This is a genomic window from Tistlia sp. (assembly GCF_040905785.1).
Lineage (GTDB): Bacteria > Pseudomonadota > Alphaproteobacteria > Kiloniellales > DSM-21159 > Tistlia.
In genome coordinates this window covers 34437-53096 of record NZ_JBBDQW010000013.1, presented here as the reverse complement: position 1 = coordinate 53096, position 18660 = coordinate 34437, and the positions used below count along the sequence as shown (strand labels likewise).

Annotated in this window: 21 protein-coding genes; 11 read left to right on the top strand and 10 right to left on the bottom strand. The window is 71.1% G+C overall.

Annotated elements, in window-relative coordinates; genetic code table 11:
- Positions 1 to 92: 92 nt before the first annotated feature.
- Positions 93 to 998 carry a branched-chain amino acid aminotransferase gene (locus WD341_RS03870; RefSeq protein WP_368424106.1) on the bottom strand — a complete coding sequence of 302 codons (906 nt, stop codon included), beginning with the start codon at positions 996 to 998 and terminating at the stop codon, positions 93 to 95.
- 196 nt (positions 999 to 1194) lie between these two features.
- Between WD341_RS03870 and WD341_RS03865 the strand changes: the two genes are divergently transcribed.
- The 5 genes from WD341_RS03865 to WD341_RS03845 all read left to right on the top strand — a co-directional run bounded on the left by WD341_RS03865 (position 1195) and on the right by WD341_RS03845 (position 5209).
- The gene (locus WD341_RS03865) at positions 1195 to 1716 is read left to right on the top strand and encodes a MarR family winged helix-turn-helix transcriptional regulator (protein ID WP_368424105.1); all 522 of its coding nucleotides are present in this window, start codon (positions 1195 to 1197) and stop codon (positions 1714 to 1716) included.
- A gap of 8 nt (positions 1717 to 1724) precedes the next feature.
- Positions 1725 to 2435: a response regulator gene (locus WD341_RS03860; protein ID WP_368424104.1), complete on the top strand. Its 711-nt coding sequence runs from the start codon at positions 1725 to 1727 to the stop codon at positions 2433 to 2435.
- A 36-nt stretch (positions 2436 to 2471) separates the two neighbouring features.
- Positions 2472 to 3923: an ATP-binding protein gene (locus tag WD341_RS03855; protein ID WP_368424103.1), complete on the top strand. Its 1452-nt coding sequence runs from the start codon at positions 2472 to 2474 to the stop codon at positions 3921 to 3923.
- Positions 3924 to 4145: 222 nt separating this feature from the next.
- Positions 4146 to 4520 (top strand): hypothetical protein, encoded by a 375-nt coding sequence (locus tag WD341_RS03850; RefSeq protein ID WP_368424102.1) that lies wholly within the window; start codon positions 4146 to 4148, stop codon positions 4518 to 4520.
- A gap of 110 nt (positions 4521 to 4630) precedes the next feature.
- On the top strand, positions 4631 to 5209 hold the full coding sequence (locus WD341_RS03845; RefSeq protein WP_368424101.1) for a hypothetical protein: 579 nt from the start codon (positions 4631 to 4633) through the stop codon (positions 5207 to 5209).
- Between the two features lie 22 nt (positions 5210 to 5231).
- Here WD341_RS03845 and WD341_RS03840 read toward each other — a convergent pair whose 3' ends face one another.
- From WD341_RS03840 to pdxH, 7 genes are all read right to left on the bottom strand, one after another.
- Positions 5232 to 7037 (bottom strand): SLC13 family permease, encoded by a 1806-nt coding sequence (locus WD341_RS03840; protein ID WP_368424100.1) that lies wholly within the window; start codon positions 7035 to 7037, stop codon positions 5232 to 5234.
- 12 nt (positions 7038 to 7049) lie between these two features.
- Positions 7050 to 7808, bottom strand: coding sequence for an SDR family NAD(P)-dependent oxidoreductase (locus WD341_RS03835; RefSeq protein WP_368424099.1), 759 nt, complete (start codon positions 7806 to 7808; stop codon positions 7050 to 7052).
- A gap of 67 nt (positions 7809 to 7875) precedes the next feature.
- On the bottom strand, positions 7876 to 8265 hold the full coding sequence (locus WD341_RS03830) for a hypothetical protein (protein WP_368424098.1): 390 nt from the start codon (positions 8263 to 8265) through the stop codon (positions 7876 to 7878).
- On the bottom strand, positions 8262 to 8582 hold the full coding sequence (locus tag WD341_RS03825) for a hypothetical protein (RefSeq protein WP_368424097.1): 321 nt from the start codon (positions 8580 to 8582) through the stop codon (positions 8262 to 8264). Before WD341_RS03825 ends, WD341_RS03830 begins: the two co-directional genes overlap by 4 nt.
- Positions 8583 to 8647: 65 nt before the next feature.
- On the bottom strand, positions 8648 to 9517 hold the full coding sequence (locus tag WD341_RS03820) for a universal stress protein (protein ID WP_368424096.1): 870 nt from the start codon (positions 9515 to 9517) through the stop codon (positions 8648 to 8650).
- Positions 9518 to 9667: 150 nt separating this feature from the next.
- On the bottom strand, positions 9668 to 10618 hold the full coding sequence (locus tag WD341_RS03815) for a cation diffusion facilitator family transporter (RefSeq protein ID WP_368424095.1): 951 nt from the start codon (positions 10616 to 10618) through the stop codon (positions 9668 to 9670).
- Positions 10619 to 10660: 42 nt separating this feature from the next.
- Complete coding sequence (pdxH, locus tag WD341_RS03810) at positions 10661 to 11251, bottom strand: pyridoxamine 5'-phosphate oxidase (RefSeq protein ID WP_368424094.1); 591 nt, start codon at positions 11249 to 11251, stop codon at positions 10661 to 10663.
- Positions 11252 to 11427: 176 nt separating this feature from the next.
- Between pdxH and WD341_RS03805 the strand changes: the two genes are divergently transcribed.
- The 3 genes from WD341_RS03805 (at position 11428) to WD341_RS03795 (ending at position 13342) form a co-directional block, all read left to right on the top strand.
- On the top strand, positions 11428 to 11916 hold the full coding sequence (locus WD341_RS03805; protein WP_368424093.1) for an RT0821/Lpp0805 family surface protein: 489 nt from the start codon (positions 11428 to 11430) through the stop codon (positions 11914 to 11916).
- 138 nt (positions 11917 to 12054) lie between these two features.
- On the top strand, positions 12055 to 12975 hold the full coding sequence (locus tag WD341_RS03800; protein ID WP_368424092.1) for a DnaJ C-terminal domain-containing protein: 921 nt from the start codon (positions 12055 to 12057) through the stop codon (positions 12973 to 12975).
- Between the two features lie 19 nt (positions 12976 to 12994).
- The gene (locus WD341_RS03795; RefSeq protein WP_368424091.1) at positions 12995 to 13342 is read left to right on the top strand and encodes a chaperone modulator CbpM; all 348 of its coding nucleotides are present in this window, start codon (positions 12995 to 12997) and stop codon (positions 13340 to 13342) included.
- Between the two features lie 22 nt (positions 13343 to 13364).
- Here WD341_RS03795 and WD341_RS03790 read toward each other — a convergent pair whose 3' ends face one another.
- On the bottom strand, positions 13365 to 14690 hold the full coding sequence (locus WD341_RS03790) for a YihY family inner membrane protein (protein WP_368424090.1): 1326 nt from the start codon (positions 14688 to 14690) through the stop codon (positions 13365 to 13367).
- 214 nt (positions 14691 to 14904) lie between these two features.
- On the opposite strand from WD341_RS03790, the gene fabI reads away from it, so the two are divergent.
- Genes fabI through WD341_RS03775 form a run of 3 tightly spaced genes read left to right on the top strand, consistent with a single transcriptional unit; the run spans position 14905 to position 17327 of the window.
- The gene (fabI, locus tag WD341_RS03785; protein ID WP_368424089.1) at positions 14905 to 15744 is read left to right on the top strand and encodes an enoyl-ACP reductase FabI; all 840 of its coding nucleotides are present in this window, start codon (positions 14905 to 14907) and stop codon (positions 15742 to 15744) included.
- A 5-nt stretch (positions 15745 to 15749) separates the two neighbouring features.
- Positions 15750 to 16841 carry a chorismate synthase gene (gene aroC, locus WD341_RS03780; RefSeq protein WP_368424088.1) on the top strand — a complete coding sequence of 364 codons (1092 nt, stop codon included), beginning with the start codon at positions 15750 to 15752 and terminating at the stop codon, positions 16839 to 16841.
- Positions 16842 to 16844: 3 nt separating this feature from the next.
- Positions 16845 to 17327 carry an N-acetyltransferase family protein gene (locus WD341_RS03775; RefSeq protein ID WP_368424087.1) on the top strand — a complete coding sequence of 161 codons (483 nt, stop codon included), beginning with the start codon at positions 16845 to 16847 and terminating at the stop codon, positions 17325 to 17327.
- Between the two features lie 3 nt (positions 17328 to 17330).
- On the opposite strand, the gene WD341_RS03770 is transcribed toward WD341_RS03775, so the two are convergent.
- Positions 17331 to 18644: a class I SAM-dependent RNA methyltransferase gene (locus WD341_RS03770; RefSeq protein ID WP_368424086.1), complete on the bottom strand. Its 1314-nt coding sequence runs from the start codon at positions 18642 to 18644 to the stop codon at positions 17331 to 17333.
- Positions 18645 to 18660 lie beyond the last annotated feature (16 nt).

The window sequence follows — 18660 nt, the reverse complement described above, 5'->3', positions numbered from 1 at the left end:
TCTGAGTGTCCACCATGTCTCCGGACACCTGTCCACCATGTCTCCAGGCTGGACACTTGTCGAACCATGAAGCGCCACGGCGGTCGGGCGGGCTACGCCGCGCTGACCGCCGCCGCCGCCGCCTTCTTGTGGCTGCGCTTGACCAGGGCGTCGTAGGCCTCGACCAGGTCGAGCGTGATCTCGGCCGGCGTGAAGCGGTACTCGCCGATCTCGCGCACCGGCGTCACCTCGGCGGCGGTGCCGGTGATGAAGACCTCCTGGGTCTGGCCCAGCTCCTCCGGCTGGAGCGCCCGCTCGACGACCTCGTAGCCGTGCTGGCGGGCCAGCTCGATCACCGTGCGGCGGGTGATGCCGTCGAGGAAGCAGTCGGGCGTCGGCGTATGGATCCGGCCGTCCTGGACCAGGAAGACGTTGGCGCCGGTCGCCTCGGCGATCTGGCCGCGCCAGTCGAGCATCAGGGCGTCGTTGTAGCCCTGGGCCTCGGCGGCGTGCTTGGAGAGCGTGCAGATCATGTAGAGGCCGGCGGCCTTGGAATGGACCGGCGCCGTCCTGGGGTCGGGCCGGCGGTAGGGCGCGAACATCATGCGGATGCCCTGCATGCGCGCTTCCGGGGAGTAGTAGGCCGGCCACTCCCAGGTCGCGATCGCCAGGTGGATCGCGTTCTTCTGCGCCGACACGCCCATCATCTCGCTGCCGCGCCAGGCGATCGGGCGGACGTAGCCGTCGACGATGCCGTTGCGGGACAGCAGCTCGTCGGTCGCCCGGTCGATCTCCGCCACGCTGAAGGGAATCTCGAAGCCGAGGATGCGCGCAGAGCCGTGCAGCCGCTCGTGATGCTCGGTCATCTTGAAGACCGTGCCGTTGTAGGCGCGCTCGCCCTCGAACACGGCGCTGGCGTAGTGCAGGCCGTGAGTCAGGACATGGACCTTGGCGTCACGCCAAGGCACGAACTGGCCGTCCAGCCAGATGAGTCCGTCGCGGTCGTCGAAAGGAAGCATGGAATTGGCGGGTCCTCCGGCCCTATAAGTCTTTGCATCGTCTGGTCCGCGGACCGGCGACGCCGGGGTCAAGCTACGCGCTCGGGTCGGGCCAGGCCAGGAGTCTCCGCGGTTCGTTGCGAGAAAACGTCCAGGCTTGTAACTTTCTGTCCGATCCAGCCCGATGAACGTAACGACCTTAGCGAAATAAGTCAACATGACTGACATAAAAACCGCTGCCAATCCGCTTTTCCTGCGCGAGGAGGAACTGCGCCAGGGCATCGAGATGCTGTTTTTTGCCTACCGCGACTTCACCGCGGAGGCCGACCGGATCCTCGCCGAGTTCGACTTCGGGCGCGCCCACCACCGGGTCATCTATTTCGTCGGCCGCAACCCCGGGCTGGCCGTCAGCGAGCTGCTCGAGATCCTGCAGATCACCAAGCAGAGCCTCAGCCGCGTGCTCGGCCAACTGGTCCGCGAGGGCTTCGTCGAGCAGCGCGCCGGCACCGCCGACCGGCGCCGGCGCCACCTGCACCTGACCGCCCGAGGCTACGAGCTGGAGCGCCGCCTGACCGAGACCCAGGCCCTGCGCTTCGCGCACGCCTACCGGGCGGCCGGCGCCGAGGCGGTGGAGGGCTTCCGCACGGTCCTCCAGGGCCTGATCAACGAGCGCGACCGCAGCCGCTTCGAGAGCCGGACCGGCGAGCGCCCCGGCGCGCGGCGGCTCCGGGGCGGCTGAGCCAGCCGGTGCCCGAGGAAAGCCCCGCCCACATCCTGGTCGTCGACGACGACACGCGGCTGCGCGACCTGCTACGCCGCTTCCTGAGCGACCGCGGCTACCTGGTGCTGGAGGCCGCCGACGCAGCCGAGGCGCGGGCCCGCCTGGCCAGCTTCGAGGTCGACCTGATCGTGCTCGACATCATGATGCCCGGCGAGACCGGCCTGGAGCTCACCCAGTCGCTGCGCCAGGACCGGCAGGTGCCGATCCTGCTGCTGACCGCCATGGACGAGGTCGAGAGCCGCATCGCCGGCTTCGAGAGCGGTGCCGACGATTACCTGCCCAAGCCCTTCGAGCCGCGCGAGCTGCTGCTGCGCATCCAGGCGATCCTGCGCCGCACCGTAAGCCAGCCGCCGGCGGAGCCGCCGCGCCCGCAGAGCCTGCGCCTCGGCCGCTTCGTCTTCGACCTGGCGCGCGAGGAACTGCGCGAGGAGCGCAGCGACGGACCCCGCTACGTCCGCCTGACCGCCGCCGAAACCTTGCTCTTGAGCGCGCTGGCGCGACGGCCCAGAGTGGCCATCGGCCGGGAGGCCCTGGCCGCGGAGAGCCCGGACATCGGCAACCAGCGCACGATCGATGTGCAGATGACCAGGCTGCGCCGCAAGATCGAGGACGATCCCAAGTATCCGCGCTACTTGCAGACGGTGCGCGGCATCGGCTACGCGCTGATCCCCGACTAGCGGGCCCGAGCCCGCCATGAGGACCGAAACCCCGAGATGCCGAACGCCGAGGACAGGCTGCGCGAGGGCGAGCGAGGCGCCGACCGCCCGACAGACCGCTCGGCAGACCGCTCGGCGGACCGCCTCGGCGAGACGACGGGGCTGGCCGCCGACCTGCTGACCCTGCGCCCGCCGCGGCCCTGGCCGCGCCGCCTGCTGCCGCGCAGCCTGCTCGGCCGCTCGCTGCTGATCATCCTGCTGCCGCTGGTGTTCCTGCAGATCATCTCAAGTTGGATCTTCTACGACCGCCACTACGACCAGATCACCCGGCGACTGTCGCAGTACCTCGCCGGCGACGTGGGCGCGGTCGTGCAGATGATCCGTGAGGCGACCGACGAGAACGAACTCGAGGAGGTCTACGAGTTCGCCTACCGCCGGCTGTGGTTGCGGGTGCGCCTGCTCGACACCGACACCCTCAGCCAACCGAGCCGGCCCTGGATCCCGACGATTCTCGACGAGAAGCTGACCAACGCGCTGGAGGAGCGGCTCGACCACGCCTTCGTCATCGACACCCATAGCCTGCCACGCGACGTCTGGATCGAGGTCGACCTGGGCAACGACATCCTCTACGTGCTGGTCCCGCGCGAGCGGCTGTTCAGCGAGACCTCCTACATCTTCATCATGTGGATGGTCGGCACCTCGATCATCCTGTTCGTCGTCGCGCTGCTGTTCATGCGCAACCAGATCAAGCCGATCCGCCGCCTGGCCCAGGTCTCCGAGCTGTTCGGCAAGGGCATCGAGGTCAGCGACTTCAAGCCGGAGGGCGCCACCGAGGTCCGCCAGGCCTCGATCGCCTTCCTGCGCATGCGCGAGCGCATCCGCCGGCAGATCGAGCAGCGCACCGCGATGCTGGCCGGTGTCAGCCACGACCTGCGCACGCCCCTGACGCGGATGAAGCTGGAGCTGGCGCTGCTCGGCGAGGGCGGCGAGGTCGAGGCGCTGAACCACGACGTCGCCCAGATGGAGCGGATGATCGACGGCTATCTCGCCTTCGCCCGCGGCGAGAGCACCGAACAGCCGCGGCCGCTCGACCTGGGCGACCTGCTGCGCCAGGTCGCCGCCCAGGCTCGGCGCGACGGTGGCCGGGTTGACCTGCACGTCGAGGAACGGCTGCCGGCCGTACTGCGCCGCGAGGCCATGCGCCGCTGCCTGGCCAACCTGATCAACAACGCCCAGCGCTACGGCGGCGAGGTCACGGTCACCGCCGGCCGGCGGCGCGACGGCGTCGAGATTCTGGTCGACGACAACGGCGGGGGCATCCCGCCGGAGCTGCGCGAGGAGGTCTTCAAGCCCTTCTTCCGGATCGAGCGGTCGCGCAATCCCGAGACCGGCGGCACCGGCCTCGGCCTGACCATCGCCCGAGACGTGGTCCGCAGCCACGGCGGCGAGCTGACCCTGGAGGAAGCGCCCGCCGGCGGCCTGCGTGCCCGCATCTGGCTGCCGCAGTAGCGCCGGACGCCGCGGATCGCCCAGGCGACCTCGCGCAGGAGCCCTGCGAAAAACGCAGGACCAACACGCCGCAATCGCGCTGTTCGCGGACCCTCGCTCGGCGAAATCATCGCTCCTGAAGGACGGTGCGGGCGCCCGCCGCGGCGCGCGTTCCGGCCCGGCGGCACAGGCCGCCGGCCGCTCTGGAAGGGGCCCGGTCCTCGGGTGGAGTCCCGTCACGAGATGCTGCTCCTGTCCGGCGTGCTGCTCTTCTGCGGCGCCATGATCGCGCTCGTCTGGTCCTATGAGGTCAACCGGCGAGTGCCGATGCCCCGCTGGGCGCGTGTTGAATTGATCTGGGAGACCCTGCTGGCCACGGCGATCGGCGCGGCCATGGTCGGGATTCTGTTGCTGGTCAAGTACGTCCCGCGGCTGCGCGACCCCGCGGCCCTGGCGTCGCTCGAGCTGCTGGCGGCCCTGGTGGCGCTGGGCGCAACGATGGTCCTGGCCTGGTACCTGCTCCGCCCGCTTCGGCGCCGGCGCGCCGCGGCCCGGCAGCACGAGGCCCCTGCCCGGCCCGGAAACCTGCCCGGGCACCCGCCGCAGGCGGCCGCCTGAGCCCGCCGGCACCGGGCCGTTTCACGCCGACCTCGACGCCGGCTGGACTTGCCGGCCGCCGCTTCCTACCTTTCTGCAGTGGCGGGTGCACGCCCGAGAGGAAGCGGCAGATGTATCGCGACAACTCACTGATGCCGAGCGAGGCGGTCCGGCTGCTGGCGCTCGGCCTGCTCGCCGCCGGCCCGCGCAACTACGGGGCGCTGGCCAGCGAGATCCGCGACTTCGTCGGGCATCTGGTCGGGCCGTCGCTCGAGCTGGTCGCGCAGCCGCTCGAGCTGCTGCGCGTCGAGGGGCTGTGCGAGCCGCTCGACGCCCAGCTCGCGCCCGGCGACCAGCAGCTGCGAATCACCGAGAGCGGCCGCACGGAGCTGCGCCGTCTGCTCGGTTCCAACGTGCGTGCACAGGTCAACGACCTCAACAAGCTGATCGTCGCGATCAAGATGCGCTTCCTCTACCTCCTGCCGGAGGCCGAGCGCCAAGCCCAGGTCGAGATCCTGCTCGAGCTGTTCGAGCGCGAGCTGCTGCGCCTGGTCGAGCTGCGCCAGCAGCGCGACGGCGACCGCAGCGAGCTGGCGGCCTGGCTGGACCTGGAGATCGCCCAGACGCGCGCGCGCCTCGCCTGGTTCGACGAGCTGCGCGGCCGGGTCGCCGGCCGCGCCGGGGCCGAGGAACCGCCCCGGCGCGCCTGAGCCCCCTGCCTCGGCCGGGGCTTCAGAGCGGCCAGACCACCAGGATCGCGGGCACGGCGACGACGCAGATCAGCAGCTCGAGCGGCAGTCCCATGCGCCAGTAGTCGCCGAAGCGGTAGCCGCCCGGCCCCAGGATCAGCGCGTTGTTCTGGTGGCCGACCGGCGTCAGGAAGGCGCAGGAGGCGCCGACCGCGACGGCCATCAGGAAGGCGTCGGGATTGGTCTCCAGGCGCCCGGCCAGGGCGATGGCGACCGGGGCCATGACGATCGCCGTCGCCGCGTTGTTCAGGATGTCCGACAGGGTCATGGTGACGACCAGGACCAGGGTCAGCACCAGCCAGGGCGGCCAGCTGCCGCCGACCAGGAGGATCACGTCGGCGAGCGACCCGGTGGCGCCGGTCGTCTGCAGCGCCGCGCCGACCGGCATCAGCGCGCCCAGCAACACGATCACCGGCCAGTCGATGCCGTCGTAGAGGCGGCTCGGCGCGACCAGCCCCGACACCGCCATGGCGACGAGCGCGACCCCGAGCGTCACCGCGATCGGCGCGAGACCCAGGCTCGCCGCCAGCACCGCCGCGACGAAGAGGCCTACGACCCAGGGACCGTGGCCCTTCAGCCCGAAGGTCAGGCCGCGCTCCGCCAGCGGCAGCAGGCCGAGCTGCAGCTGGGCCTCGTCCAGGTCCGCCGTCGCGCCATGCAGCAGCAGCACGTCGCCGGCGCCGAAGCGGAAGTCGCGGACCCGGCCGCGATAGGCGCGGCCTTGGCGCGAGACGCCGAGCAGGTTGATCCGGTAGCGGGCGACAAAGCGCATCTGCGCTGCGCTGCGCCCGATGCAGCGGCTCCCGGTCTGGATCAGCGCTTCGCGCAGTTCGGTCTCGTCGCCCTCCAGCAGGCCCGCCTTGCCGCGGCCTTCGCCGAGCCTTAGGCCGAGCTTGTCGACTGCCTGGTCGATCGCCTCGGGGCCGCCTTCGACGAGCAGCCGGTCGGAGGCGCGGATGTCGGCCGAGCGCGGCACCGGCGACAGCCGCTTGCCCCGGCGCAGCCGGCCGACGACCAGCAGGTCGCTGTCGCCGAGAGCTTCGTAGAACTCTGCCAGCGTCATACCCGCGGCGGCGCTCTCCTTCGGCACCCGGACCTCGGACAGGTAGCTCTCCAGGTCGAAGAGGTCGCTGCCGCCGTTCGTGTCCGGCCGGTTCGGGACCAGCCGCCAGCCCAGGACCGCCACGAAGACGACGCCGACCAGCGCGACGATGCCGCCGACCGGGGTGAAATCGAACATCGAGAAGGGCGCGTCCAGATATTCCGCCCGGATGCCCGAGACGATCAGGTTGGGCGGGGTGCCGATCAGGGTCAGCAGGCCGCCCAGGATGGTCGCGAAGGACAGCGGCATCAGCACCGCGGCTACCGGCCGCTTCGCCTTCTTCGCCGTGTCGATCGCCATCGGCATGAGCAATGCCAGCGTGCCGACGTTGTTCATGAAGCCCGACAGCAGGGCCCCGACCGCCCCGAGCACGCCGACGTGGCTGCTGGTCCGCTTGGCGAAGCGCAGCACCGTGGCGGCGAGGGACTCGGTGGCACCGGTCGCTGCCAGCACGCGCGAGGCGACGAGAACCAGGGCGACGGTGATGGTGGCCGGGTGGCCGAAGCCGGCGAAGGCCTGGCCGGCCGGCACCAGTCCGAGCAGCACCGCGAGCATCAGAATGCCGAAGGCGACGATGTCGTAGCGGACCCGCCCCCAGACGAGCAGCGCGACCAGCAGGCCGAGCAGGCCGAACAGCAGAACCTGGTCGCCGGGCAAGGACAGGTCGGGCAAGGTGATCTCGGGCATCCTGGAGCGCGGCTAGAACAGGTGCTGGCCGCCGGTCACGAAGACCTCGGTGCCGGTCACGTAGCCGAAGTCCGGCGTGCAGAGCCGAAAGACGGCGCCGGCGACCTCCTCCGGCGTGCCCATTCGGCGCATCGGGATGCGCGGGATCAGGGCCTCGTACTCGGGGCCGATCATAGCCGTCTCGATCTCGCCCGGGGCGACCGCGTTCACGCGCACGCCGAACTCCGCGAACTCGACCGCCATCTCCCGGGTCAGCGCCGAAAGTGCCGCCTTCGAGGTCGAATAGGCCGATCCGGCGAAGGGGTGGATGGCGTGGCCGGCGATCGAAGTGATGTTGACGACCGATCCCTGGCCGCGGCGCAGCGGTACCGCGAAGCCGCGGGCGAGCGCCAGGGGCGCGAAGAAGTTCAGCTCGAAGACCTGCCGCCAGCCCTCGATCTCGCCGTTCAGGATGCCGAGCCGCTCCTTGTAGGGCGTCTTCAGCGAGATCGCCGCGTTGTTGACCAGGGCGTGCACGGGCTGCTCGCCGATGATGGCCAGGGCCTGGCTCACGAAATCCTCGACGCCGGCCGGATCGGCCAGGTCCACCGTGATGTGGTGGGTCCAGTTCGGGTCGGCCTTGCAGTGCGGCGGGATGCCCTCGCGCGAGCAGGTGATGATGCGCCAGCCCTCGTCGGAAAAGCGCTGCACGGTGGCGTGCCCGATTCCCCGGCTGGCGCCGGTCAGGATCACGGTCTGGCTCTGCTCGGTCGTCGGCACGTGGGCGGTCATGGCCGGCGCACTCTAGCGGATCGCGGGCGCCCCGTCGCGGTCGCTGCGAGCGCTTCGCAGGACTCTTCTAGCGCGGCAGCGGGTGCAGCTGCGCCGAACGCACGGCGACGACCTGGAAGGTATGGAGTTCACCCTCGGGCTCCTTGATCGAGACGTACTCGCCCTCGACGAACCTGTGCTTGTCGAAGCGATAGCCGGCCTCCAGCCCGTCCGGGTCGCCCTCGATGTCGTAATGAAAAGCCCAGGAGCCCCGCGTGTGCATAAGATGCCCGAACTCATCCTCCTCGCCCTCCCAGAAGCGCCAGACGCGGCACTCGTCGCGGCGCCGGCGGTATTCTTCCGCGTCGATGTGCCCCTCCGCGTCGAGCGGCGCGACGAACTCGTAGCCGTGCCGGTCGCTGCCAAGCGGGTGCTCGGGGGTGCGGGCCAGCTCGAGGCGGATGTTCCGAAGGGTCATGGGGCTCTCTTTGTCAGGGGCGAAGGCTGCCGACCCGCCACGGCGGGATACTTGTCGACAAGACCGGGATGGGTCCGGATGAAATGCCGCAGCACCATCCGAAGTTTCCACGCGTGCTCGCCGTCGCCGCGCGCTTCGGCGGCCGCGATGTCGTCGAGGATGATCCGCTTCAGGCAGGAGGCGCCGTCCGGGCAGCCCACGAGATACTGGGCCATCTCCACGGCGACGATCTCGGGCACGTGCTCGTGCTCCATGATCGCCTCGATCTCCTCCTCCGTGAGGTCGCAGAGGGCGATGCAGTCGTCCAGGGTCAGCATTGCGGTCTCCCTCCCCGGTCCGCCGTCGCCCAGACCGGGACGGGCCAGGGCGGGCGGGCCGGTTGTCAGTGGGCCAGCAGGACCGGCACCTCGGCGTTGGACAGCACCTCTCGCGTCGCCCCGCCGAGCACGAACTCGCGCAGGCGGCTATGCCCGTAGGCGCCCATGACCAGCAGGTCGGCGTCGAGCTCGGCGCACTGGGCGAGCAGCTCGTTGCCGGCGTGGCGCTGCGGCTCGACGCGCCGGACACGAGCCTCGATACCGTGCAGCAGCAGGTAGTCGGCCAGACGCGCCGGGTCCGGCGCGTTCCGGCCGGACTCGGCGAGCGACACAACGGTCACCGACTCGGCCCCGGCGAGCAGCGGCAGGGCGGCGCTGACCGCGCGGGTCGCCTCGCGGGTCGCGTTCCAGGCGATCGCGACCTTGCGGCCGGCGAAGCTCTCGCCGCCCGGCGGCACGACCAGCACGGGCCGGGCCGTCTCGAACAGGCCGGCCTCGAGCGCGGGCGCGTAGGCCCCATCCTGCCCCGGGTCGGGGCGGGCGACGACGATCAGGTCGGCGAGCAGGCCGCGCGCCGCCGTCTCGCTGTCCTCGCGCCCGACGAGGCTGCGCCAGGCGGCGCGGAAGCCGCCGGCGAGCGGCTTGTCACCGGCCTCGACCGGGGCCAGGTCGACCGCCCGGCAGGCCTCGTCGTAGAAGCGCCGGGCGCGATCGGCGTTGGCCTGGGCGCTGGCCTCGAGCTCGCGCGAGACATCGTCGATCAAGGCACCGGACATGCCCTCGCCGACCAGCGGCAGTGACATGTTCGGGTCGGGCTTGACGTGCAGGACCTCGAGATAGGCATCGTAGCGGCGGCCCAGCGCGAAGGCGGCGCGAAGCTGGCTCTCGCCGGCCGGCGTGCCGTCCAGGACGGCCAGGATCGAACGATAGGTCATCGGCGGGCTCCTCTCGCACCGTTTGGCGCCGTCATCATCGGTTATCGCCAAGGAACCACTATGACCTGCATCAAGTGCCCTTGCACGCGCCGACGATAGTCCCGCCGCAAGGCCGGCCGCGCAAGGGGGGCGCTGCGCCGGGCCGCGACGTCAGCTGTAGACCGGCGTATCCTCCGACAGTACGTAGGGGTCCTGGTGGATCGTCACCTCCGCGTGCGGGAAGGCGGTCTGCAGTTCGGCCTCGACCGCCTCGGCGATAGCGTGGGCGCGGTAGAGCTTCATGCCGCCGTCGACCTCCAGGTGTAGCTGGATGAAGGTCGTGCGCCCCGAAGCGCGGGTCTTGAGGTCGTGGACGCCCAGCACCTCGCTGTGCCGGCGCACCAGCTCGATGATGCGCTGCCGCTCCTCGTCGGGCAGCTCCCGGTCCATCAGCATGTTGTAGGCATCCAGGCCGATCCCGAAGGCGCTGCGCAGGATGTAGGCGGCGATCGCCAGGGCGAGCAGCGGGTCGGCGTAGGTCAGGCCGTAGCGGCTGGTCAGCACCAGGGCCAGGATGACCGCAGCGTTCATCATCAGATCGCTGAGGTAGTGCAGGGCATCGGCGCGGATCGCCACGGACCCGGTGCGGGCGACGACGTATTTCTGGAAGCGTGTCAGCGCGAAGGTTGCGACCAGCGAGACGAGCATCACGGCCACGCCCAGCTCGCCGTGCGAGATCGGCTCGGGATCGAACAGGCGGCGCCCCGCCTCAACGAGCAGAAAGAGCGCCGAGCCGGTGATCAGCCCGGCCTGAGCCAGGGCCGCGAGCGGCTCCGCCTTGCCGTGGCCGAAGCGGTGCTCCCGATCGGCCGGCACGAGCGACTGGCGGACCGCGAGCAGCATGACCAGGGAGGCCATCCCGTCGAGCAGCGAATCGACCAGGCTCGACAGCAGGGCGACCGAGTCGGTCAGCCCCCAGGCGACCAGCTTAAGCGCGATCAGAAGCAGCGCCGTGCCGCTCGAGGCGTAGGTCGCCCAGCGCATCAGGCGGCCGGCCTCGGCCGGACTGATCCGGCGCGGCGGGGCGGCCTCTGCCGCCGGATCTGGGCTTGCCCCGGCCATGACGGCCCTCCATCCTTGGCTCGCCGCCCTGAGGCGGGCGCCTCAGGGATAGAGGCGCTCGATGCGCCAGCCCTCGCCTTCGCGATGATAGACGAAGCGGTCGTGCAGCCGAAAGGCGCCGTCCTTCCAGAACTCCAGCAGCCGCGGTAGGATCCGGAAGCCGGACCAGTGCGGCGGCCGAGGCACGCTGCCAACCGCGTGCTTGGCGGCAAAGCGAGCGACCCGCTTCTCCAGGGCGTAGCGGCTTTCCAGGGGGCGCGACTGGTCGGAGGCCCAGGCGCCGATCTGGCTCTGCCGCGGCCGCGAGGCGAAGTAGGCCTCCGCCTCCTCGGCCGAGACCTGCTCGACCGGCCCCTCGATGCGCACCTGGCGGCGCAGCGACTTCCAGTGGAAGAGCAGGGCCGCCTTGGGATGGGCGAGGAGCTGGCGGCCCTTGCGGCTGTCGTAGTTCGTGTAGAAGACGAAGCCCGCGGCGTCGCAGCCCTTCAGCAGCACCATCCGTGCCGAGGGCATACCGTCCTCGCCGACGCTGGCCAGGACCATCGCGTCGGGATCGTTTGGCTCGCTGGCCCGAGCTTCCTCGAGCCACTCCTGGAAGAGGCTCAGGGGATCGGCTGGCGGAGAGTCGAACATGGAATCCTCTGGAGGTTTCGCCGAGGCGCCGGACGCGGCGGCCGGCTCTTGGCGCAGGCGGTGCGCGTCGCCACCTGTCCGGGTGCCTTCCGCGGCCTCGCGACGGCTGACGGAACAAAATGCGACGGAACCGCGCTCTTGATCCGTTGCAGGGGAAACTTATGGCGAGGAACGACATGAACACCAAGATCCTTCTGGCCGCTCTGTTCGCGGGCTTGCTCGCCGTCGCCGGCTGCGCGCAGGACGGCAGCGGTCCCGGCACCAAGCAGACCATCGGCGGCCTCGGCGGCGCCGCGCTCGGCGGCCTGCTCGGCTCGCAGTTCGGCGGCGGCACGGCGAACCTTGCCTTCACCGCCCTGGGCGCCGTCGCCGGCGGCCTGGTCGGCTCCGAGGTCGGGCGCGGCCTCGACGAGACCGATCGCATGAGGGCGCAGCAGGCGCAGCAGCAGGCGCGCTCCGCCCCGATCGGCGAGACCATCGCCTGGTCGAACCCCGACAGCGGCGTCCGGGGCAGCTACACCCCGACCCGGGACGGCTATCGCCAGGACGGCGCCTACTGCCGCGAGTTCCAGGAGACCGTGACCATCGACGGACGCCAGCAGAGCGCCTACGGCGTCGCCTGCCGGCAGCCGGACGGTTCCTGGCGCATCGTCGAGCAGAGCTGAGGCGGCGGGGCACCCGCTTCCTCCGGATAAAGTCCTGGCCGCCCGCGACGCGGGCCGGCAAGATCGGACGGACGGCGCGCGACGGCGGCTGAGGTCGTCGTCGCGCGCCGTCCGTCCACTCGTCTGACGGTTCACTGCATGAGCGATCTCTACAGCACTCTCGAGGTCTCACGCGATGCCAGCGCGGAGGACATCAAGCGCGCCTACCGCAAGCTCGCCAAGAAACTCCATCCCGACCTCAACCCCGGCGACAAGACGGTCGAGCAGCGCTTCAAGGAGATCAACCACGCCTACGCGCTGCTGTCCGATCCCGAGAAGCGCAAGCGCTACGACGCCGGCGAGATAGACGACAGCGGCCAGGAGCGGCCGTCGCGCGGCTTCTACCGCTCCTACGCCGACGCCGGGATGGGCGCCAAGTATCACGGCTTCGACGCCGAGGCGGCGGAAGACATCTTCTCCGACCTGTTCGGCGGCTTCGGCCGGTCCCGGCGCGCCGGCGGCGGGCGCACGCCGCACCAGCGCGGCGCCGATGTCTCCTACAGCGTCCACATCGACTTCCTGGAGGCCGCCAAGGGCGCGCGCAAGCGCATCCAGCTGGCCGACGGCAAGACCGTCGACGTCACGGTCCCGCCCGGCACCCGCGACCGCCAGACCCTGCGGCTGAAGGGTCAGGGTCTTCCGGGCCTGGGCGGCGCCGGTGCCGGCGACGCCTACGTCGAGGTCCACATCGAGCCGCACCGCTTCTTCACCCGCAAGGACAGCGACATCCACCTGGAGCTGCCGGTCGCCCTCAACGAGGCGGTGCTCGGCGCGACCATCTCGGTGCCGACGATCGAGGGGCCGGTATCGATGAAAGTGCCGTCTGGTGCCAACAGCGGCACGACGCTGAGGCTCAAGGGCCGCGGCGCGCTCGACCAGAAGTCGGGCGAGCGCGGCGACCAGTACGTCAAGCTCAAGGTCGTCCTGCCCGACCAGCCCGACGCCGAGCTGCAGCGCTTCATGGAGTCCTGGGCCAAGGAGCATGCCTACGATCCGCGCAAGAAAGCCGGGCTGGTTTAGCCGGGCCGGGGAGGAAACCATGCCGCTGTTCTCGCTCGTCGAGGTCGTCGCTGCGATCCGCGAAGAGGGGCTGCAGGTCCAGCAGGTCGAGGTCGAGAGCTTCGTCCAGCAGTCCTGGGTGATCCCGCTGCGGGAGGAGGGCGGCTACTTCTTCGACGAGGCCGACAAGGCGCGCATCGAGCTGATCGTCGAGCTGCGCTGCGACATGGCGGTCAACGACGAGGCCGTGCCGGTCATCCTGAACCTGCTCGACCAGCTCTACGGACTGCGCCGCACCCTCGGCGAGATCCGCGAGGCGGTGCGCGAGCTGCCGCCGGACTGGCGCGACGCTTTCGAGAAGCGCCTGGTCGGCTCGCTCGGCGAGTGAGCCGGGCGCCCGCCGCGGCAGCTCAGTCTACCGTCCCGGCCTCTTCCTGCTCGTCGAGCTTCAAGGGCGCGGCTCGCTCGACGGGACGCAGGCGCGCGGTCGATTCGAGCAGGTCGGGATCGTCGAGGAGGCTGGCCAGACTCGCCTTGCGGTAGCTGGCGTGCGCCTCGTCCAGCGCCTGGATGACGCGGCGCGGCGCCTCCGGCCAGGCGATGCTGGCGTGCAGGCGCAGGCCCAGGATCTCGAGCAGGCTCTCGAGATCGACCTGCGAGAGATCGCGGGCGAGCAGCATGCGGTCGCCGGAAGTGCGCTGGATCAGGTGCGCCCGACGCAGCCGGGACAGGGACTCGTCGAGCTCCGAGGGGGTCGCCGGCAGGCTGCGCAGCAGGCGCGCGCGCTGCACCGAGGCGCCGTCGCGATGCGCCTCGGCGAGCCGGCAGAGCACGGAGAGCGCCAGCGCAAGCCGGTTCGCCAGCCGCTCGGTGCCGCCGTCGCGGCGCGAGGTCACGCGCCATTCCGGCATCGCCGCGGCGATCTCCGCGCCGCCCAGAACGATCACCCAGAAGGCATACATCCAGAGCAGGAAGATCGGGATCGCCGCCAGGGCGCCGTAGACCAGGGCGTAGGACGAGAAGTTGGCGATGTATAGCCCGAACAGCGCCTTCAATCCCTCCAGCGCGACCGCCGCGGCGACGGCGCCGGTCAGCGCGTCGCGCAGAGCCACCGCGCGGTTCGGCACGATGAAGTAGACCAGCGCGAAGCCGACGGCGGCGAGCAGGATCGAGACCAGGCGCGACAGGCCTACGAAGCTGCCGATGACCTGCTCGCTGGCGGTCTGCGCCAGGGTGAAGGCGTAGCTCGACAGGGTCAGCGAGGCGCCGATCAGCAGCGGTCCCATGGTCAGCAGCGCCCAGTAGACGAGCACGCGGCTGGCGAGCGGCCGCGGCTGGGTGATTCGCCAGATGTGGTTGAGGGAGCCGTTGATGTTTGAAAGCAGCAGCAAGGCGATCACCGACAGGCCGACGACGCCCGGCGCGGTCAGGTTCGAGGCGTTGTCCAGGAAGCTCTGGAACTGGTCGTTGGCGGCGCTCGCCTGCTCGCTGGGCAGGATCTCGAAGATCGCGCCGCGCAGGCGCTCGCGCGCATCGTCGAAGGTCGGAAAGGCGGCCAGCACCGAGAGCGCGATCGCCAGCATCGGCACCAGCGCGAGCAGGGCCGTGTAGCTGAGCCCGGCGGCCAGATCGATCACGTTGTCGCGCAGGCTGCGCCGCAGCAGGAAGCCGGCGAAGCCGTAGCCGCGCTTCGCACCGGCCAGGAGACGCGCCTTCAAGCCCTTGCGTTTCGCCATCCGAGCGACCTCCTGCCGGTCCGTGACAATGGCGCAACCGGCGCGCGCGTCAAGCCGCCGACGCCCGCGGCCGGCAGGGCGCCGGGTCGACGCCCCCGGGGTCGGCGGAGGGTCGGCGGCTCGGTTTGACCGCCTTCCGGGTTGGTGTAGGATGCGCCCGCGCCGGCCGCCCTTCCGGCCCTCCCGATAAAAAGCGACAAATCGAGACCAGCTCATGAGTCAATCCGACGCCCTGATGTCCGGCAAGCGCGGCCTGATCATGGGGGTGGCCAACGACCGTTCCATCGCCTGGGGCATCGCCAAGGCGCTGCACGAGCACGGCGCCGAACTGGCCTTCACCTATCAGGGCGACGCGCTGGAGAAGCGGGTCCGGCCGCTCGCCGAGTCGGTCGCCAGCGACATCGTGCTGCCCTGCGACGTCACCGACGACGCCTCGATCGACGCCGTCTTCCGCGAGGTCGGCGAGCGCTGGGGCCGGCTCGACTACCTGGTCCACGCCATAGCCTATGCCGACAAGGACGAACTCAAGGGCAAGTTCCTGCGCACCAGCCGGGCCAACTTCGAGCGCTCCCTCGACATCTCCTGCTATTCCTTCACCGCCGTCGCCCAGCGCGCCGTGCCCTTAATGAGCGAAGGCGGCAGCCTGCTGACCCTGACCTACTACGGCGCCGAGCGGGTCATGCCGCACTACAACGTCATGGGCGTCGCCAAGGCCGCGCTGGAAGCCTCGGTGCGCTACCTGGCGGCCGACCTCGGCGAGCAGGACATCCGGGTCAACGCGATCTCGGCGGGCCCGATCCGCACCCTCGCGGCCTCGGGTATCGGCGACTTCCGCTACATCATGAAGTGGAACGAGTACAACTCGCCGCTGCGCCGCAACGTCACGCTCGATCAGGTCGGAGGCTCCGCGCTCTACCTGCTCTCCGATCTGTCGGCCGGCGTCACGGGCGAGATCCACCACGTCGATTCCGGCTACCACACGGTCGGCATGATGGCGGTCGATGCCGCCGCGCAGGTGCGCGAGCTGCTCGAAGGCTTCAAGACCCAGGGCTGAGCGGCATGCCGGGCAACGCCTTCGGCCAAGCCTTCCGGTTCGAGACCTGGGGCGAGAGCCACGGACCCGCGATCGGCTGCGTCGTCGACGGCGTGCCGCCGCTGATCCCGCTGAGCGAGGCCGAGCTCCAGGTCTGGCTCGACCGCCGCAGGCCGGGGCAGTCGCGTTTCACGACCCAGCGCCGCGAGCCCGACCAGGTGCGCATCCTCTCCGGCGTCTTCGAGGGCCTCACCACCGGCACGCCGCTCTCGCTGATGATCGAGAACCAGGACCAGCGGTCCAAGGACTACGGCGAGATCGCCGACAAGTTCCGGCCGGGCCACGCCGACTACACCTACTGGAAGAAGTACGGCATCCGCGACTACCGGGGCGGCGGGCGCTCGAGCGCCCGCGAGACGGCGATGCGGGTCGCCGCCGGCGGCGTCGCCCGCAAGGTGCTGGACCAGGTGCTCGGCGCCGGGCGGGTGACGATCCGCGGCGCCCTGGTCCAGGTCGGCAGCCACCGCATCGAGCGCACCAACTGGGACTGGAGCGCGGTCGACGACAACCCCTTCTTCTGCCCCGACCGCCAGGCCGCCCAGTCCTGGGAGGGCCTGCTCGACGCCACCCGCAAGGCCGGCTCCTCGCTCGGCGCCGTCATCGAGGTGGTCGCTGAGGGCGTGCCCGCCGGTCTCGGGGAGCCGATCTACGACAAGCTCGACGCCGACCTCGCCAAGGCGATGATGTCGATCAACGCGGTCAAGGCCGTGGAAATCGGCGCCGGCTTCGCGGCGGCCGAGCTTTCGGGCGAGGAGAACGCCGACGAGATGCACATGGCCGACGGCGAGGTCGCCTTCCTGGCCAACAACGCCGGCGGCGTGCTCGGCGGCATCTCCAGCGGCCAGGACATCGTCGTGCGCTTCGCGGTCAAGCCGACCTCCTCGATCCTCCAGCCGCGGCGCACTGTCGACCGCCACGGCCAGGAGACCGAGATCGTCACCAAGGGGCGCCACGACCCTTGCGTCGGCATCCGAGCGGTGCCGGTCGGCGAGGCGATGATGGCGATCGTGCTGGCCGACCATCTGCTGCGGCAGCGCGCGCAGGTCGGCGGGGTCTAGGGCGTGGCGCCGATCGCGTTGCGCCCCGTCGCGCCGGAGGACGTCGGCCGGCTGACCGTGCTGCTGATGGAGACCTACGCCTTCTACGGCGATCCCGACCCGATCCCGGCCTCCGAGGCGGCCGAGCGCCTGCGCCGCTACCTGGGCGCCCAGCCCGGCTACGAGGCGGTGCTGGCCTCCAGCGAAGGCATCGACATCGGCTATGCGATCTACGCGCCAGTGTTCTGGACCAGCGACTGCCGGATCGCGCTGTTCCTCAAGGAGATCTTCGTCCTGGAGCGGTGGCGCAACCGCGGCGTCGGGCGCGACCTGATGCGCTGCCTGGCCCAGGTCGCCCTGCAGCGCGACTGGCCGCGGATCGTGTGGACCGTCGACCGGCGCAACCGGCCCGCCCTGCGCTTCTACCGCACGATCCCCGGCGCCCGCGAGGTCAACAAGGACGTCTACGTGATCGGCAGCGAGTCCCTGCGGCGGCTCTCGAAGTAGCGCCTACCGGCGGAAGCCGGCGACCAGTTCCAGGTGCGCGGTCCAGGGGAACTGGTCGAGCGGCACGATCTGCTCCAGCCGATAGCCGCCCTCGACCAGGATGCGGGCGTCGCGCGCGAAGCTGACCGGATTGCAGGAGACCGCCACCACGCTGGGCACGCCGCTCGCCGCCAGGTGCTCGGCCTGCTCGCGCGCGCCGGCGCGCGGCGGGTCGAAGACGACCGCGTCGAAGCCGGCGAGCTCCTCGGGGCGGAGCGGCTGGCGGGCCAGGTCGCGCGGCGCGATGGCGAGCGGCCCGGCCAGGCCGGCCCGGCGGCCGGCCGCCCAGAGTGCCGCCAGCGCCGCCTCGTCGCCCTCGACCGCGAGCAGGCTGCCGGCCCGGGCCAGCAGCGCGAAGCTGAAGGTGCCGCAGCCGCAGTAGAGGTCGGCGATCCGGCCCAGACTGCCGTCCGGCAGCGCCGCCAGGACCGCCTCGCGCAGCGTCGTCTCGCCCTCGGCGGTCGGCTGCACGAAACCGCCGGGCGGCGGCGAGACCAGGATGCCGCCGCCGGGTCCGCCGAAGTTCAGGACCGGGGCCCGGCGCTGGCCGAGCGGCTCAGGCTCGCTCTCGCCGCGGATCTGCGCCGAGAGGCGCGCCAGGTCCTGGGCCTCGGCGAAGGCCGTCGCCGCCTCGCGGCCGGCGAGGTCCGGCGAGCGCGGCAGCAGCAGCAGCAGGTCGCAGCCGCTCTCGGTCAGGGTCGCCGTCGCCTCCGCCGTCTCGCCCTCGCGCAGCAGCAGGCCAAACAGGGCGCGCAGGGGCTCGAGCAGCGCGAAGAGCTCGGGGCGCAGCACGTGGCATTCGGCGAGATCGACGACGTGGCTGCTCATGCGCTCGTGGAAGCCGATCAGCACCTGCCGGCCGACCCGCGCGACCGCCAGGTTGGCCCGCCGGCGGCTGCGCGGTGCGACCCGCACCAGCGGCGCCACCTCCGCCGCCTCGATCTCCTGGCGCGCCAGGGCGTCGAGCAGCAGGCCGCGCTTCCAGTCGGCGTAGAGGCGGTCGTCGAGCTGCTGGACCTGGCAGGCGCCGCAGGGGCCGAAGTGCGCGCAGGGCGGCTCCTGCCGGCCCGGCCCTTCCTCGATCAGCTCGACCGGCTCGCCGCGCCAGCCGCCGGCCTTCTCGCCGGTCAGGCGAACCTTGAGGCGGTCGCCGGCGACCGTCTGGGCGACGAACACCGGCTTGCCGTCCCAGGTGGCGACGCCGTCGCCGCGCCCGCCGATCCCCTCGATGGTCACCTCGACCTGCCGGCCGCCGCCCGCTCGCGTGCGCCTGCGCATCCCATAATCCCATCTC